The sequence below is a fragment of the Chryseobacterium glaciei genome (assembly GCF_001648155.1).
In the GTDB taxonomy this organism is placed as follows: domain Bacteria; phylum Bacteroidota; class Bacteroidia; order Flavobacteriales; family Weeksellaceae; genus Chryseobacterium; species Chryseobacterium glaciei.
In genome coordinates this window covers 922357-939505 of record NZ_CP015199.1, presented here as the reverse complement: position 1 = coordinate 939505, position 17149 = coordinate 922357, and the positions used below count along the sequence as shown (strand labels likewise).

The window sequence follows — 17149 nt, the reverse complement described above, 5'->3', positions numbered from 1 at the left end:
AGCACAGATCTATTCTGTGCTTTATGTTTATTGAAAAATGTATTATTCTATATTTCCCCAAAAACTCCAGCTAGTTCCATTATAAAAACAAACCAGTTTTGCTACAGGATCATAACACATCATCCCTGCTGATGGTGATTTTACATTGGTTGCAGGATCAATTATTTTAGGTAAAATTAATGCTTTATCGTTTGATTCTAAAACTAATACGCCTTTAGCCGTTGAATCTGGGGCTCCAATGATAACTCCTGCTGACCTGTCCTGCTCAGTTCCTGCAAGTAATGTTTTTGAAGCACCTGTCTGACCTGTAAGCTCGATCCAATCGGCACCGTTGTAATATTTTACTTTTGAAGAGGCTCCGTCAAAAACAAAAGTTCCTGCTGAAGTATCTGTCATATTGATATTATTGGCTACCTGAGGAAGTATAATTCCTTTTGTAGTTCCTTCAGGAAAATCCACTAATCCGCTACCGTCTATGGATTCTTTCTCAATACCTATTTGAGCGTTCGCAAGAGCAGATACAAAAAAAGATATAATAAATAGATTTACTTTTAAATTCATAATTAATTGCATGTTTGGTTAATACAGCTCCATTGAGTTCCGTCATATATTTTTAGACATAAGTCATCTGTGTCGAATACGATCATTCCGTTTACAGGAGTTTCAATTGAAACTTCCGGATCAGGAATTCTTGTGATTACAAGACCTTTGTCGTTAGATTCAAGTGCTAAAAATGCGTTGTTCATATCTGCAGGCCAGTTTGCTGTACTTTTGGAAGCTCTTGTTGAAACACCTATTTTGGTAATTTCGGGAGTTCCTGTTGCGCCAGGCTTATAACAAGGGCATGCAAATGATTTTACAACATTCGAATAAATAAGACATCCTCCGGGTGGAGTTACCACAACATTATATTCCGCAGCAGAATTATCTGTTATTGGAATCGAATAATTACTGTTCGTTCCTCCGGAAATGGGAAGACCGTTTTTATACCATTGATAAGTACCTAAACCGGGTGTTACAGATAAAGATAGTGATGAACTTCCCGTAGTTCCCGTACAAGGTCTTGAACTAGGGCTGTTAGCTACTGCAATAGTAACGATAGGAGCCGTTCCAAATCCTGAATAATATCCTCCAAATCCTGCAGCACCACTGGCTCCGACTAATTCGGCCTGAATGGTTCCTGCAGAACTTACTCTTACGTTTTTAATCGTAGCTGTTCCTCCCGCTGCGGTGGCAATATTATATCTGTAGCTTCTCCAGTTAGCATTTCCCGGTACAGCTGTTCCTGCTGCTACAGTTGCTGCAAGAGCTGTTCCGCCTACCGTTACAACGGGGATATTTGCTGTTCCGCTTGCGGCAAGTACCGCAAGTTCTGTATTGTCATATAAAGTTGTTCCAATCTGTTTAGCATCCGGAATCATGTTTACTGACGTCTGTCCGAAACATGAAAGAGGTGGGATAAACATAAAACTGTTCGTGTTAAGTGCAGAGCTTCCAAATATTTTATGAAAAACATAAACTGCTTTATTGGTTTTCAGGTACATATTTTTATTGGTGAAAAAACTGGCCGGAACGATTTGATAATCTCCAATATTCGCTAATGTATAACTTGGATTTGCATTGGCATTCATGGTAATTGTTGTATTGGCTTCCGTCGCAACCACAATTACTCTTTCATAAGTTCCGCCATTTCCTTGCATTACTACATATTCGTTTCCTAATTGTTCTACGGGAACCAATTGGTCTACACCAAAGTCACGATTGTCTGAAAGTGTTCCGGTTTCAATGCTTCCTTGTTGCATTAGCCCTCCTACGGTAACGGCAATATTTTTATCTGCAGAAATTTTAGCACCCAGCCAGCCTCGGTCTTGTAAACTGAGTGCATTAAGTTTTACTTTGGCATAAAGTACAAAAGATTGCCCTTTTTGTAATGTTCTTGTAAAAGTCGTTCCCGTGAGTGGTGTAGCACTGGCTCCGTTAATAAATTGTGTTCCGGAATCAATATTAGATATGGTAATGACTGTATTGTTTTCAGTAGCCATCATAGAAACCATATTGCCAACCTCTGCTACAGATGTGGTAAATTCGTTGGGTGTTCCTCCCCAGAAAAAATTTTTCCCCAAGGCTACTTTTCCTTTTGTAAGAACTGATCCTGCCTGAGAACCGGATAATCCTCTATAATTGACGAAAAAATCATCAGTAGAAGTGAATAATAATCCACCTACATTTGCGGGAATTATTGTTCCTGCTCTGGTAGTAGCTACTGTCATGGGAGATGATCCCGGTGGTAAAACTACATTTGACGCGTTGATTACAGTAATTCTTACAGGAGTAGTATTACTAAATGTCACAACACCTGTAGCAACGTTAGCGGTTGTTGCTGCATTAATATTATAAACAGCCAGTCTTGGAATGGTAGTTCCATCGGCCATTCTTATATTTACTGTAATATTTGTTGAAGATGGAGTAGAAAGGTAGATATACTCCTCAGTTATAGTAGTTGTATCATATGCTCCAAAAATAATGGGCTGTAAGTAATGCGTGTTATCGAGTTGTGAGAAAAATAATTTAAATATAAAAAATGCTAAAAATAAATAAATACGCTTCACGATATGTTAGTTTAAGCGCAAAAATATTAAAATAATACTAAAATATTCAATTATTAGTGATTAATTTTAAGTTAAATAATTCCAAGCTGCAACAAATATTCCTGCAGTTTCCGTTCTTAATCTCTGATTTCCCAGTGAAACAGCTTTAATTCCTTTTTCGGCTAAAAGCTGAATCTCTTTATCAGAAAAATCTCCCTCAGGCCCAATTAAAAATGTAATGTTCTCTAAATGTGGAATATCTTTTAATTCAATCCTTTCTAAACTTTCATTACAATGTGCAACGAAAGTGGTTTCTGGATTAATATTTTTCAGAAAATCAGGAAGTTTAATTAAATCATTAATTACAGGAAAGTGAAATCTCAAACTCTGTTTTGAAGCTGCAATAGCCTGTTTTCTAAGTTTGTCAATATTGATATTTTTACGCTCCGTTTTTTCAGTCTGTAAAATGGTGATCTCAGAAATTCCCATTTCTACGGCTTTTTCTACAAAAAACTCAATACGGTCAATATTTTTCGTTGGCGCGATCGCAATGTGAAGTTTTGGATTGAAATCAGGAGTGTTGGTTTTAATTTCAGAAACTTCAATATTGGCTTTTTTGCCTTCGATCATTAATTTTCCGGAAGCCACGTTTCCTTTTCCGTCTGTCACATGAATTTCTTCCCCATCTTTCATTCGAAGAACTTTTACGATGTGCTGTTGTTCTTCGTCATTAATTATTGCTTTTCCGTTACTGATTTCGCCAAAAAAAAGTTTCATATATTGATATTTAAAATCTGCCTTAATTTTATTTACAAGTGATTATTAAAAGGTAATTTCATTATCGCTTAAAAATGCCACACCGGTTTTTATCGTGGTATAAATATCACCTTCACAATCTCTATATGAACATGAGTAAATTTCTTCAATCCACTTATTATTCATAAAAATTAAATTCAAATATTCGTTTTTTCTTAAATTATTTTTGATGGATAAAAAATCTCCTTCTTTGGGTTCGTAAGTAAAACTAAATACGTTTTCTGAATTGATTTTTTCTACGATCTCTTCCTTTATATTTTGAACATATCCAATTTCTGAACTTATCATTAAATAATCTTCATCTTCAGATTTTTCTGTTACTTCATTTTTTCCTACAATAGTTTCTAAAACCCAGTAATATTTTGAGTTCTTTTTAGATTGTGTTCCAAGTATTTTTTCTTCTAACAATATTTTCATAAATCGTATTTTGCGGTTGCGGAAGTTCTCAGATCCGTAAATTCACCTCGCTCAAATTTTAATTGAGCAACCATTGCGATCATTGCCGCATTATCGGTCGTATATTCAAATTTTGGAATGTAAATATTCCAGCCTAATTTTTCGTTATTGTCCTGCATCGCTTTTCTCAGCGCAGAATTGGCAGAAACTCCACCAGCGATGGCAACTTCTTTTATATCTAATTCTTTAGCCGCTTTTTCAAGTTTAGCCATCAAAATTTCAATGATTGTTCGCTGAACAGAAGCGCAAAGATCAATTAAATTGTTTTTAATAAAATCAGGATCTTTTCTAACCTCTTTTTGTATAAAATATAATACAGAAGTCTTAATTCCGCTGAAAGAATAATCGTAATTCTCTAATTTTGGTTTATTAAATTTGAACGCCTCAGGATTCCCTTCTTTAGCCAATCGATCGATGATCGGACCTGCCGGATAATCTAAATCAAAGATTTTTCCAATCTTATCAAATGCTTCTCCTGCTGCATCATCAATGGTTTTTCCAATGATTTCCATATCAAAATAATCCTTCACTAAAACGATCATCGTATGTCCTCCGCTTACAGTAAGACATAAAAACGGAAACTTTGGCGGCATAGGATTTGCATCCTCGATGAAATGTGCTAAAATGTGTGCCTGGAGATGGTTTACTTCAATCAAAGGAACATCCAAACTCATTGCTAAAGACTTAGCAAATGAAGTTCCTACGAGAAGAGAACCCAAAAGTCCGGGTCCGCGAGTAAATCCTATAGCAGAAATAGCATTTTGTTGTATATTTGCTTTAGTTAGAGATTTTTCAACTACGGGTATTATATTTTGCTGATGCGCGCGTGAAGCTAATTCAGGGACAACACCACCATATTCTTTGTGGATTTCCTGATTCGCGGCGATGTTTGACAGAATAGAATTTCCCTTGATGATAGCTGCTGATGTGTCGTCGCAAGACGATTCAATACCTAAAATTATAGAGTCGCTCATAATAATGGCAAAGTTAGAGAATAATAACGAGAATGAGAACAAAAAATCAGTAGCTGGAAACTTAGGTGATCAGGTACACAAGACTGTGGAGGATGTAGAGGGAGTTGTGAAGGAAGCAGTTAAAGAAGCGTCCGAACTAGCTTCGGATGCCATTCATCATCCCGTTCAAACTGCTGAAGAATTTGGTAAACAGGCTGTAAAAGATGTTACGAGCTATTCTTGGTGGGCAAAATTGTTGCTGATTCTTTTCTGGCTGATGTTGGGTCTTGTAACGCTGATCGTTATCATTATTAACCTTCCTGCAACTAAACAATGGGCTGCGGATCAGGCTTTACAGATCGTAAATCAGGATTTTAAAGCAGATATGTCCACAGAAAGTGTAGAAGTGAATTTTTTTGGAAATGTAAAGATTAAAGGTTTAAAAATTAAAGATTATAAAGGCCTTGAGTTTATTACAGCTAAAGAATTTACTGCCAATTCAGATTGGTTTTCACTGGCTACAAATATTGGTAAGCACAATTCTTTAAGTTTTAATTCATTAACACTGAAAAATGCAAATATTCAGGTAATTACTTATAAAGGCGACAGTATTTCAAATTTTATTCGCTTTACGCAATTGTTCGACAGCGGAAAAAAGAAAGATCCCACCAAACCTCCTTTTCAACTGAATTCTAGGTTACAAATTATTGATTCTAAAGTTTCAATTATTAATCAAAATTCACCCGGCGAGCCTGGAAAATGGTTAACGGCGACAAAATTCAATCTAAAAGCTCCGAATGTTAAAGTAAACGGAACTAATATTTCTGCGTTGATCAATAATATGTCCTTTGTCACAACAAGATGGGGGAAATCTCATTTTGTAGATACTTTTTCTACGGAACTTTCGATGTCGCAGGATTTTCTTTTGCTTAAAGATTTGACATTAAATACCGATCACACGCTTTTGCAGGGAGACATTAAGTTTAATCTTCACAAAGGTTCATGGGCAGATTTTGCCGACAAAGTTCGTTGGGATATGAATCTTAAACAGGGAAGCCAGTTGAGCGGTTATGATATCAGCTATTTTGTAACGAATTGGGATAATTTTAAGCCATTCAACGTTTCCGGAAAAATGACAGGGCCGTTGAATAAATTTCACCTTGAAAATTTCCTGATCAGAAATCCGGATGTAAATATTGCCACTCAGACCATGAAGGTTAATAATTTACTAAAAGGTAATTTTTTAATTGAAACCAATAATCTTTCAACAGATTTTACATACAAAGATCTGAAAGCAATGATGCCTTCATTTATTTCTAAAAAAATGAAGAATTTCGCTGATGATTTCGGGAAGTTAAAATATAACGGAGCGGCAAGAGTTACTCCTCAACAGGTTTATGTGCCGACCGGAAATCTAATGACCGGAATCGGACAGGCAAAAATTACCAAATTTTCTCTTACAGGATACAGCACGCCTGTTCCAAAATATTCGGGATATATTGAGGTGAATGATTTAAACACTTCCGTCATTACTAAAAATAAATCAGTTGGATTAATTTCAGGAAAATTTGATATCAACGGACAGAGTTTCGATGTTAATACGATGCGTTTGACTACAAAATCGCAGATTACAAAGATCGAGATTATGAATAAAGAAATTAACAATCTTTATTTGGACGGTTTGCTGGATCACAAAAAATATAACGGATTAATCACAATTAATGATGAACAGGCGAAAGCGACCATAAAAGGGTTAATAGATTTCAGTACTCCAAAGATTTCTATGAATGTAGACGCTGATGTTGATCATTTAAATATGAATTATTTCACGGATAAACCGGGAAGTCAGATCGTAAGCGGAAAAGTTGTCGGAAAAATGGCAATGACTTCTATTAGTGATCTTAATCTGGATGTTGAAGCCAGTAACATCAATTTTGCGACAGCGACTCAAAAATATGTTATTCCGAATGCTAAAATAAAAACGTTCTTGGAAGCGGGTGGTCGAGTGATCGATGTCGATGCTCCGGGAGCTGTGAACGGAAAGATTTCAGGAAAATATAATTTAGCCGATCTTGTAGGAATGATCGAAAACGGTATCGGAAGAATATTAGTAGGTCCACCGCCGAGAAAATTATACAGAGGACAGAATTTTGCCATGAACTTTAATGTTCAGCAAGGTTTGGTGAGCTATTTTATGCCTGATCTTAAACTTCCTCAGGGAGCTGTAGTTGATGGGCAATACGATGGGAATTCAAATAATTTGATCTTAAATCTTGATGCTGCTTCCCTGAAATACATCATGACCAAAAAGGTTGAGATTACAGAAGCAGATAAAGCTTTAGCGGAAGCAAATCCTGCCTATAAAATCAATGACAGAGATAATATTACGAGAGACAGCGCAATGGTCGACAGCGTCATGGTAAGAATTAATACGGCCAATCTTGACGAACAGATTTATGCTAAAATAAACAGGGTAGAATACAACAAAAACATATTAAAAGATGTCACGTTAAGCGGTAGAAATGAAAATAACAGTATTCTTCATTTAGCAACAAAATTCAAGCACGGAAGTCCGGAAGATGAGCTTAGTGATCAATTGAAAGAATATGCTATTAATGTTAATCAATCTACCAATGCTAGCGGAGATTTTGTATTTAAATTTGAACCTACGGAAGTTAAATTTAATGATGTGACTTGGGCGATAGATACTAGCCCGGAACTCGATCATTCTATTACCTATCGTAAAGCAACTTCTGATTTTGATATTAGAAATTTAAAGATTTATTCAGATAAAAGTTCATTGTTTATTAAGGAAGCTCAGTTTAAATCTGCCAAGGATTTTTATGTAGATGCAGATATAGAAGATTTTGCGATCGAAAAGCTTCTGGAAATGCAGTCCGGCGGTAATTCAATGAATATCAAGGGTCTCGCTAACGGAAGTGTAAAAATCAAAATGGACAAAAGTACGCTGCAACCTTTGGTAGATCTTACGGTTGACGATATCATGATGAATGGAAATGATATGGGAGATCTTACGATTTCAGCGACCAATGGTTTTTCATTAAATGTGTATGATGTAGATATAAAAGTAACTTCGGCAGGAGTACTTGGCGGAAATAATTTAGATTTAACAGGTACGGTTAATAATAATACCTCTTCACCAACCATCGATTTAACGGCACAAATGCGTGAATTTGATGTAGCTTTTGCTCAACAGTTTGTAAAGTCAGTTTTTGGAAATTTAAGGGGCAAAGCAACAGGAGATCTTAAAATCAGCGGAAAATTAAACAACCTTGATTACAGTGGAGATATTGCCATGAAAAGTTTTGGCTTAAAACTGTTATTCACTGGGGTAGATTATTCATTTGATGATACGGTAATTCCTTTATCTAAAGGATTAGCGGTACTTAACAATATAAGTGTTCATGACGGAAGATCCAATTCACAAGGGACGATTTCCGGAGCAATTCAGTTTGAAACGCTTTCTTCAATGGGGGTCAACCTTGTAATGAGAGCTGATAATTTATTAATGCTGAACACCACACAAAAAGATTATGACCTATTCTGGGGAAGAATTTACGGACAAGGTGATCTCTATGTTGATGGACCAGTTTCGGGATTAAGTATCTCAACTCCAAATATGAAGGCACTGAATGGAAGTACATTCACATTCAATTCCAGTTCTACATCAAATGTTGAAGAGTTCAAAATGTTGAGGTTCCTGAAAGAAGGAAAAGATGGATTAATCACACTCGAGGAAAAGAAAAAAACCGGAGCCAATATGAATATCGATTTCGATCTTGATGTTGATAAAGGTACTACGGTAAACGTATTGATCGGAGATGATGTAGGAAATATTACCGTAAAAGGTGTTGCCGATAATTTGAGGTTCCAAATGAGCCGACAGGGAAGTATTGCAATGAATGGAACATATAAAGTAGATAACGGAACTTTTGTTTCTAAAGCGATTCTTAATAAAACCTTCCAAATTGCGAACGGAAGTAGCATTCGTTGGGATGGTGATGCGATGAAGCCTGCCTTAGATATCAAAGCTAATTATGTAAGAATGGTTTCCAATGCGGGAGAATATTTGAATATGGGAGGTATTCAGCCGATCAGCATTTTGCTTCAGGCAAATATCACACAATCTCTTATTGATCCTAAAATAGATCTGAATGTTTCAGCACTCGATGTTTCCAGTCAGATAAAAGAAACGCTGGCTGCAAAAATGAGTCAGGAAGGGGAGAAGGTTTTACAATTTGGTTCAATTCTTTTGTTAAATAGTTTTAACGTTTCGAATACCGGAGGAGTAGATATAGATGTTGCCGGAGTTGCAGAATCTTCCGGATATAATTTGCTTTTAAAACAATTAGGTTCGGTTCTTAATGCCATGAGTAACGAGTTCCAGATTGACCTTAATTATGTGAAAGGAGACCAGAATTCCAATACGGGAGACCGGGCAAATGCAGGGGTAAGTTTTGCGCTTTCGCCTAGAATTAAAGTAAAAACAGGGCTGGGAATTCCTTTAACAAAAACCGAAAGTACAGAAGCAAATTATCTTTCAGGGGAAGGATCTATTGAATATGATGTGTCTAAAAAGAATGACGGAAGCTTAATTTTAAGAGGATATTCCAAGCCGAGTAATATCGGAATGGGTGTTGGAGCAGGAACTAACGGTTCTGCTAATCAAGCCTATGGAGGGGGTGTTGTATGGAGTCGCAGCTTCAATTCTTTGTTCAAAAAGAAGAAAAAAGATAAAAAACAGACCGAGTCGAAAACTGAAATAAAAACAGATTCTGTAAAAACAGGGGGCAAATAATCAGAATATTTTAATGATTTTTATCATACATGTTAATTATTGTTAATGTTTGATATAATTTTCAGGGTTAAATTATTTTTCCTAAATTTGCAAAGAATACATAGAATTTTTAAGGAAATTGTAATTTAACTAATATGAACTATCAACTGGACGAAATAGACAAGAAGATTCTTGACTTCTTAGTAGAAAACACAAGAATGCCCTTTACTGAAATTGCTAAGCAAATGGATGTTTCTGCGGGTACAATTCACGTAAGAGTGAAAAAAATGGAGGATGCAGGTATTATTTTGGGATCATCCCTTAATATCGATTATGGTAAGTTAGACTATCATTTTACAGCTTTTATCGGAATTCTTTTAACGAAATCAAACCGCACACAAGAGGTATTGAAAGAGCTTACAAGCATTCCAAACGTAATCGAAGCGAGCGTAATTTCAGGAAAATATAATATTTTCTGTAAAGTAAGAGCTAAGAATACGGACGATGCTAAGAGAATCATTTATCAGATCGATGACATCCAGGATGTTATGAGAACTGAGAGTATGATCTCTATGGAAGAATTCTTAAGCGATAAAAATAGATTGATCAACGCTATTTCTATTTAATCAAATTTTAAACGAATTACTATAAAAGAACTTATGAAATCTCTCATAAGTTCTTTATTTTTGTACCTATGGAAGAATACAGTTACTTTGACGAGGATCCGAAGAAAGGATGGGGCTTTATTGCAGCATTTGCCGCTTTGATGTTATTTACGGTAATGGGATTGGGGATTGATGTAGATGAATACCTGCAGCACGAGTTTCTTAATATCCCAAGATGGTATTTTTACGTGATCTTTTCAATTGATGCATTAATGATGATAAGCTTGGTGCTGATGTTCTTTTATAGAAAAATAGGGATCTTTGCATTTCCTGTTTTGCTGGTTCTGCATTTCTTTATGCACAACTATTATTTATCAACATTTTTGTACACAGACGTTACCAACCTTTTCCTTTTCACAGGATTTGGAATGTTGGCGATTATCCCGAAGTGGAAGTTTTTTAAATAATTTAAATATCTATTAAAAATAATTGGCTTGTGGTAAATCTTAAAAGTTTAAATATTGAATTAAAAAAATATCTGGAAGAAAAAATAAGTCCAATGCTTATTGTGGAGCTGACAGAATTGGTTAATGATAAGAACATTAATTATCTTAACAATAAATCGAAGGCTGATACAAAAGCATTATATTTTGAATATAGATATGATTATTTAAACATTATATTTTGGGCAGTTGATCAAGAAGGTGAAAGAATCACTGAAATAATTAAGTTACCTTCAAAAGAGATTGACATCATAAATGAAAGTGATGATTGGGATGCATTGATTCCAGAAAAAATATGGGTAACAGTTACAGCTTTTGAAGATATTTATGAAGAGGATGATTCTGATGATATTCTGGACGAATATAATACAGAGAAATACGAATTGTTTGAAAATTGGTTTTTAGAATGTTGGAAAAAAGCTTCAGAACAAACGGAAGTAAAAACTGACGCTTACTTTTCTATCCATGATACTTATTTTAAAACCGACTTAAATTCCATGCAGACTATAAATACGGACGAAATAAGCAAACGTTATCAATAGATTACTAATACTAAATAAAAAATGCCTCAAAATTTTTGAGGCATTTTTATATATCAAAAAGATGATCTTATTTATCTAAAATTCTCTTCACAGCTTCTTTCACGGCTGTAGAATCGATTTTATATTTTTTCATTAATTCAGCAGGTGTTGCAGATTCTCCGAAAGTATCATTTACAGCAACGAATTCCTGTCTGGTTGGTCTTTTTCTAGCCAACATACCAGCAATTGACTCTCCTAAACCACCAATATAGTTGTGCTCTTCAGCTGTAACGATCTTTCCAGTTTTTTCAACTGATTTTAAGATGATTTCTTCGTCCAAAGGTTTAATGGTGTGGATATTGATCACCTCACAAGAAATACCTTCTTTTTCAAGCTCATCTGCAGCTACAAGAGATTCCCAAACCAAGTGACCTGTTGCAACAATCGTTACATCAGTTCCTTCCTGAAGCATAATTCCTTTTCCGATCTCGAAAGGCATATCTTCCGGAATGAAAACTGGAACTACCGGTCTACCGAATCTTAGATAAACAGGACCTTCAAAATCAGCAATAGCTAAAGTTGCTGCCTTAGTTTGATTATAATCACAAGTATTGATTACGGTCATTCCCGGAAGCATTTTCATCATTCCGATGTCTTCCAAAACCTGGTGAGTAGCTCCGTCTTCTCCTAGCGTAAGTCCGGCGTGAGAAGCACAAATTTTTACATTTTTATCAGAGTAAGCGATAGATTGACGGATCTGGTCATAAACTCTTGAAGTAGAGAAGTTAGCGAAAGTTCCCGTAAAAGGAATTTTTCCTGTAATACTAAGACCTGCCGCAATTCCCATCATATTTGCTTCTGCAATTCCAATCTGGAAGAATCTTTCCGGTGCTTTTTCAATGAATTTCTCCATTTTCAAAGAACCGATAAGGTCTGCACAAAGTGCTACTACATTAGGGTGTGTGTCAGCAAGTTCAGCTAATCCAGCTCCAAATCCTGAACGTGTATCTTTTTTTTCTGTATATGTATATTTCATTTTATTAAAATTTTTGATAATTGATAAATTATAGTTGATAAACGATATTGTAACACATCATTTATCATTGATGATTCATCATTTATTATTAATAGTCCGCAGGAGCTTCTAAATATAATTGTTTGAATGCAGTATCCAATTGCTCATCATTAGGAGCTTTTCCGTGCCAAGCGTGAGATCCCATCATATAATCTACACCATAACCCATCTCTGTATGAAGAAGGATTACCACTGGTTTTCCTTTTCCTGTTTCAGTTTTTGCTCTCTCAAGGATAGCAATTACTGCTTCAAGATCGTTACCGTTTTTCTCTTCCAAAACAGTCCACCCGAAAGCTTCCAGTTTAGCATGAAGATTTCCTAAGCTTAATACATCATCAGTATCACCGTCGATCTGACGACCGTTGTAGTCAATTGTTGAAATAATGTTATCCACTTTTTTAGCAGAAGCATACATCAGGGCTTCCCAGTTTTGACCTTCCTGCAATTCTCCATCTCCATGTAAAGTATATACTAAAGAGCTGTCTCCGTCCAATTTTTTACCTTGAGCCACACCTAAAGCTACAGAAAGCCCTTGACCAAGAGATCCTGAAGCGATACGGATTCCCGGAAGACCCTCATGAGTAGTTGGGTGTCCTTGTAGTCTTGAATCTAATTTTCTGAAAGTTTTTAATTCTTCAACTGGAAAGAAATTAAATCTAGCTAAAGTAGAATAGAAAACCGGTGAAATGTGTCCGTTTGAAAGATAAAAATGATCTTCATTTTTCCCCTCCATTGTGAACGGAAGGCTATAGTTCATTACCTTTCCGTAAAGTGCCGTGAAAAATTCTGTACAACCTAAACTTCCACCCGGGTGACCTGAATTTACAGCATGAACCATTCTTAAAATGTCTCTTCTGATTTGTGTAGTAAGAGATTTCAACTCTTCGATACTTTTACTCATTATATCTGATTTATTTACACGCGAATTTACAATTTTTTAATGGCTTATAAAAATGTAAAAATCCGAGTGTAAAACTCGGATTTTGAATTATTTAAACATTTTATTGCTTTAACAGCCTTTGATGATGGATGTTGACAGTTTTATTAAAATATTATTAATCTTTTTTAACTAAATATTGCAACTGAATCTTTGTAATTCTGAATGAATCTCAACAATGTAATTTTTTCATCAATAGAGGCGGGCTTTAGCCCGTCCAAGCCAAAAGATCTATTCAATTGGCTTTAGCCAAAACTTAAAAACTATTTCTTTCTAATCAACCAAAGTCCAAAGAAAGTCAACAATCCATTAATGATCAACAACTCCAAACCAATTTTGAAATCTCCGAAAAGAGTAGCCTGATATTTATCGATAAAATAAGAGATAATCGGCGCTGCGATACAAACGTAAGGAACCAATTTATCAACTACTTTATATTTAGTGAAAATTCCGAAAGCAAAAAGACCTAATAGAGGTCCGTAAGTGAATCCTGCCAGTTTAAGAATTAAACCAATCATGGAATTATCATTAATAATTTTAAAGATAACAACCATAACTAAGAAAGAAGCAGCAACGATCAAGTGAACATTTTTTCTGAATTTTTCTTTCTTTTTAGTATCCCAAGGCTTGTCTTTCATTCCGACAATATCAATGCAAATTGATGAGGTAAGCGCTGTCATAGCACCATCCGCACTTGGAAATAAAGCCGAGATTAAAGCAATGATAAATATAATTGAAATAAATCCAGGCATATGATTTAAAGCCACTTCCGGGAAAATTTTATCTCCGAAAATATCTTTTCCATTCAATAAAAATTCTTTTTTAGGAATTCCGTCTTTAATGATTTCTGTGATGTGACCACCTTCGCTTTGTCCAAAAAGATATAAAAGTCCGCCCATATAAAGGAAGAGTGAAATTACTCCCAATAAAATAAAACCAAGCGTTACCATATTCTTCTGAGAATCTTTCAGCTTCGTTACAGAAAGACTTTTCTGCATCATTTCCTGATCAATTCCGGTCATGGTAATGGTAATAAATGCTCCGGCAAGAATTTGTTTGATGAAAAATCCGGGAGAATTAATATCAAATTCAAATATTTTCGTGTAGCCTTTGTCGTTCATTGCGGTTAAACTCTGTCCAACACTTAGATCTAAATGATTCAACATATAAACCGTACAGATAATCAATCCTAAAAGCATGCAAGAAGTCTGTAAAGTATCCGTCCAGACAATGGTTTTTACGCCTCCTTCATACGTATAAAGGATAATCATGATTAAAATAATTAAAGTCGTCACAATAAAAGGAACACCCAAACTATCTAAAATAGTGATTTGAAGAATATTAACAACCAAATACAATCTTGCTGTCGCACCAACCAATCTCGAAACAATGAAAATCCATGCTCCCGATTTATAGGAAAGTTGCCCCATTCTTTGCTGAAGATAACCATAAATGGAGGTTAATTTTAACCGATAATATAAAGGAAGTAAAACGTAGGCAACCACAATATATCCGATAAGATATCCTAAAGTGATCTGTAAATAAGAAAAACTGTCTTTTCCAACTGCGCCCGGAACACTCACAAAAGTCACTCCTGAAAGTGAAGTTCCGATCATTCCAAAGGCAACAAGCATCCAATTACTTTTACGGTTTCCGATGAAGAAACTTTCATTATCACTGCCTTTTCCTGTTTTATAAGCTACCCAAAGGAGTAGGGCAAAATAAATGATAATAATGGACAATAATATAAATGGAGACATATTTTATTCGATTAAAATTTTACAAATATAGTTTTTTTATGGTGTGTTAAAAAAGAAAAAAAACCTCTCAGTATTGATAACTGAAAGGTTGATTTATTTTCTGTGTTTAATTTAAAACTAATTAACTAAAACATCCTGAAGTTCTTCACTTTTTTGGAAACTAGCCTTTGCAAACGGACAAAGCGGAATGATTTTCTTGCCATTTTGCCTTGCGAAATCTACCGCAGCCAAAAGCATTTCTTTACCAACACCTTTTCCGTTGTGTTCTTCGCCTACCTCGGTATGATCGATGATGAATCTTTCTTCACCTGCCCAAGTGTAAGTCATTTTTCCTGTTGAGATCCCGTCTATGAAAGCCTCAAAACTTCCGTGTTTTTCGTCGTTGTTTTGCTTTACTTCTATCATATTATGAAAATTTGGTTTGAATTTCTATATCGTGAGTTAATATTTTGTGTACAGGGCATGCGTCCGCTATCAAATGAAGTCTTTTCATCTGTTCTTCGTCAAGATTTGTACCTTCAAAGCTGATATTTCTTTTGAAAACACAAAGTTTTGTCAAAGGAAAATTTTCAAGTTCTACTTCTACATTTATTTTTTCTACGTCCCATTCTTTTCGGTCGATATACATTTTTAATGTAGCTGCGGTACAGCTTGCCAAAGATGTTGCTAGGATTTCAAAAGGATTGAAACCTTTATTCTGTCCGCCTTTATCTACAGGTTCATCTGTGATCAGTTGATTTTCACCAGCCGTTACTTCGGTGTAATATTTTTCTTTTCCTAAAACTGCTTTTACGGTTACTCCCATTATTGTTGTGTCTTGAATTTATAACTTAATGCTCCGGAAGGGCACAGGTCTATTTGATTTTTAAGTTCCTGAGGAGTTGCATTTTCAACTTTTATCCAGGGTCTTTCTTTTGGATTATAAACTTTTGGAAGAGTTTTCACGCAAACTGTTGAATGGATACATTTTTGAGGTTGCCAGATAACAGTGATTTCTCCATTGATGTATTCGTGTGTTTCCATACTAATCTTCTTTTAATGATCTTTCAATTCTTTTGTCGGGAACGAGCCATAATAAAGCAGAGGCGTAATAAAAACCTATTGCAATATAAGGATAAAAAAACGAAGTCACGATCCCTGAAATATAAAAAATAATCGATATATATTCTTTAAATTTAGAATGTATTGCTTCTTTTATCTTTGAGTTTTCGCCTTCATTTTTTATAATTAAATTTTCCAGAATAGTATACGCAATCCCGGCCATTATCAATCCTATGCCATAAACTGTTACGGGATTTTTTGCAAAATGGGTTTCCCCGATCCACTCTGTTGCGACGGGCATTAATGAAAGCCAGAACAACAAATGAAGATTGGCCCAAAGAATACTTCCATTCACTTTTTTTACAGCCTGAAACAAATGATGATGGTTGTTCCAATAGATTCCGATATAAATAAAACTGAAAATATAAGCCAAAAACTTTGGAATAATAGGTTTTAAACTTTCCCAATTACTTCCTTCCGGTACTTTTAATTCAAGCACCATAATTGTAATAATAACAGCTAAAACACCGTCACTGAAAGCCTCTAATCTTCCTTTTGTCATTAGTTTTTAACCTGAATTTTAAAATTCTCAATTTTTTCCTTTAATTCTTTAAGCATTTCCGGATTGATGACGCCGCTTTCCAAATCGAAGTTTTCGTAAAATTTAGAAAGAGAAAAAGTGTCTTTAATATCAGCTCCAAAGTTTGGAAAGAACGTTTTTGCCGTATTCATCACGTTTCCGCCACCATAACCTCCCGGAGAAGTTGACATCAATAGCATTGGCTTATTCTGAAAAACTTTAACATTAATCCTTGAAGCCCAATCGAAAACGTTTTTAAAAGCTGCGCTGTACGATCTGTTATGTTCAGCAAGCGAACAAATAATCACATCACATTCTTCTATTTGCTTTAAAAAGTTGTGCGCTTCATCGGGAAAACCTTTCTTTTCAAGATCAACAGAAAAAGTAGGCATTGTGAAATCATTAAGATCAATTAAATTAATTTCTTCATCCTGAAAATCTTTCAGAACAAATTTCACCAATTCTCTGTTAATTGAAGTGGAAGAGGTGCTTCCTGCAAATGCTAATATTTTCATT

General features: G+C 35.2%; 17 protein-coding genes. 4 read left to right on the top strand and 13 right to left on the bottom strand.

What is annotated here, in order from left to right; genetic code table 11:
* Nucleotides 1-42 precede the first annotated feature (42 nt).
* The 5 genes from A0O34_RS04130 to tsaD all read right to left on the bottom strand — a co-directional run bounded on the left by A0O34_RS04130 (nucleotide 43) and on the right by tsaD (nucleotide 4834).
* The gene (locus A0O34_RS04130) at nucleotides 43-561 is read right to left on the bottom strand and encodes a hypothetical protein (RefSeq protein ID WP_157885942.1); all 519 of its coding nucleotides are present in this window, start codon (nucleotides 559-561) and stop codon (nucleotides 43-45) included.
* Nucleotides 562-563: 2 nt separating this feature from the next.
* A complete protein-coding gene (locus A0O34_RS04125; protein WP_066751573.1) occupies nucleotides 564-2609 on the bottom strand; it encodes an IgGFc-binding protein in 2046 nt (681 codons plus the stop codon).
* A gap of 66 nt (nucleotides 2610-2675) precedes the next feature.
* Nucleotides 2676-3365: an RsmE family RNA methyltransferase gene (locus A0O34_RS04120; RefSeq protein WP_066751565.1), complete on the bottom strand. Its 690-nt coding sequence runs from the start codon at nucleotides 3363-3365 to the stop codon at nucleotides 2676-2678.
* 45 nt (nucleotides 3366-3410) lie between these two features.
* Entirely contained in the window at nucleotides 3411-3821 is a 411-nt protein-coding gene (locus A0O34_RS04115; RefSeq protein WP_066751554.1) for a hypothetical protein, read from the bottom strand.
* The gene (gene tsaD, locus A0O34_RS04110) at nucleotides 3818-4834 is read right to left on the bottom strand and encodes a tRNA (adenosine(37)-N6)-threonylcarbamoyltransferase complex transferase subunit TsaD (RefSeq protein ID WP_066751551.1); all 1017 of its coding nucleotides are present in this window, start codon (nucleotides 4832-4834) and stop codon (nucleotides 3818-3820) included. Before tsaD ends, A0O34_RS04115 begins: the two co-directional genes overlap by 4 nt.
* Nucleotides 4835-4838: 4 nt before the next feature.
* Between tsaD and A0O34_RS04105 the strand changes: the two genes are divergently transcribed.
* The 4 genes from A0O34_RS04105 to A0O34_RS04090 all read left to right on the top strand — a co-directional run bounded on the left by A0O34_RS04105 (nucleotide 4839) and on the right by A0O34_RS04090 (nucleotide 11261).
* Nucleotides 4839-9632 carry a translocation/assembly module TamB domain-containing protein gene (locus A0O34_RS04105; RefSeq protein WP_066751540.1) on the top strand — a complete coding sequence of 1598 codons (4794 nt, stop codon included), beginning with the start codon at nucleotides 4839-4841 and terminating at the stop codon, nucleotides 9630-9632.
* 134 nt (nucleotides 9633-9766) lie between these two features.
* Nucleotides 9767-10237, top strand: coding sequence for an Lrp/AsnC family transcriptional regulator (locus A0O34_RS04100; RefSeq protein WP_066751538.1), 471 nt, complete (start codon nucleotides 9767-9769; stop codon nucleotides 10235-10237).
* Between the two features lie 68 nt (nucleotides 10238-10305).
* Nucleotides 10306-10683 (top strand): hypothetical protein, encoded by a 378-nt coding sequence (locus A0O34_RS04095; protein WP_066751536.1) that lies wholly within the window; start codon nucleotides 10306-10308, stop codon nucleotides 10681-10683.
* A 29-nt stretch (nucleotides 10684-10712) separates the two neighbouring features.
* Nucleotides 10713-11261, top strand: coding sequence for a hypothetical protein (locus A0O34_RS04090; RefSeq protein ID WP_066751533.1), 549 nt, complete (start codon nucleotides 10713-10715; stop codon nucleotides 11259-11261).
* Between the two features lie 67 nt (nucleotides 11262-11328).
* Here A0O34_RS04090 and A0O34_RS04085 read toward each other — a convergent pair whose 3' ends face one another.
* From A0O34_RS04085 to A0O34_RS04050, 8 genes are all read right to left on the bottom strand, one after another.
* Nucleotides 11329-12276 carry a transketolase family protein gene (locus tag A0O34_RS04085; protein ID WP_066751531.1) on the bottom strand — a complete coding sequence of 316 codons (948 nt, stop codon included), beginning with the start codon at nucleotides 12274-12276 and terminating at the stop codon, nucleotides 11329-11331.
* Between the two features lie 88 nt (nucleotides 12277-12364).
* Complete coding sequence (locus A0O34_RS04080; RefSeq protein ID WP_418219371.1) at nucleotides 12365-13219, bottom strand: transketolase; 855 nt, start codon at nucleotides 13217-13219, stop codon at nucleotides 12365-12367.
* Between the two features lie 296 nt (nucleotides 13220-13515).
* Nucleotides 13516-15012 carry a sodium:solute symporter gene (locus tag A0O34_RS04075; protein WP_066751527.1) on the bottom strand — a complete coding sequence of 499 codons (1497 nt, stop codon included), beginning with the start codon at nucleotides 15010-15012 and terminating at the stop codon, nucleotides 13516-13518.
* Between the two features lie 117 nt (nucleotides 15013-15129).
* On the bottom strand, nucleotides 15130-15417 hold the full coding sequence (locus A0O34_RS04070) for a GNAT family N-acetyltransferase (protein WP_185097273.1): 288 nt from the start codon (nucleotides 15415-15417) through the stop codon (nucleotides 15130-15132).
* Nucleotide 15418: 1 nt separating this feature from the next.
* Nucleotides 15419-15817: an OsmC family protein gene (locus tag A0O34_RS04065; RefSeq protein ID WP_066751525.1), complete on the bottom strand. Its 399-nt coding sequence runs from the start codon at nucleotides 15815-15817 to the stop codon at nucleotides 15419-15421.
* Entirely contained in the window at nucleotides 15817-16035 is a 219-nt protein-coding gene (locus A0O34_RS04060; RefSeq protein WP_066751522.1) for a (4Fe-4S)-binding protein, read from the bottom strand. The genes A0O34_RS04065 and A0O34_RS04060 overlap by 1 nt, the downstream gene beginning before the upstream one ends.
* A 1-nt stretch (nucleotide 16036) precedes the next feature.
* Complete coding sequence (locus A0O34_RS04055; protein ID WP_066751517.1) at nucleotides 16037-16615, bottom strand: TMEM175 family protein; 579 nt, start codon at nucleotides 16613-16615, stop codon at nucleotides 16037-16039.
* Nucleotides 16615-17148 carry an NADPH-dependent FMN reductase gene (locus tag A0O34_RS04050; protein WP_066751513.1) on the bottom strand — a complete coding sequence of 178 codons (534 nt, stop codon included), beginning with the start codon at nucleotides 17146-17148 and terminating at the stop codon, nucleotides 16615-16617. The genes A0O34_RS04055 and A0O34_RS04050 overlap by 1 nt, the downstream gene beginning before the upstream one ends.
* Nucleotide 17149 lies beyond the last annotated feature (1 nt).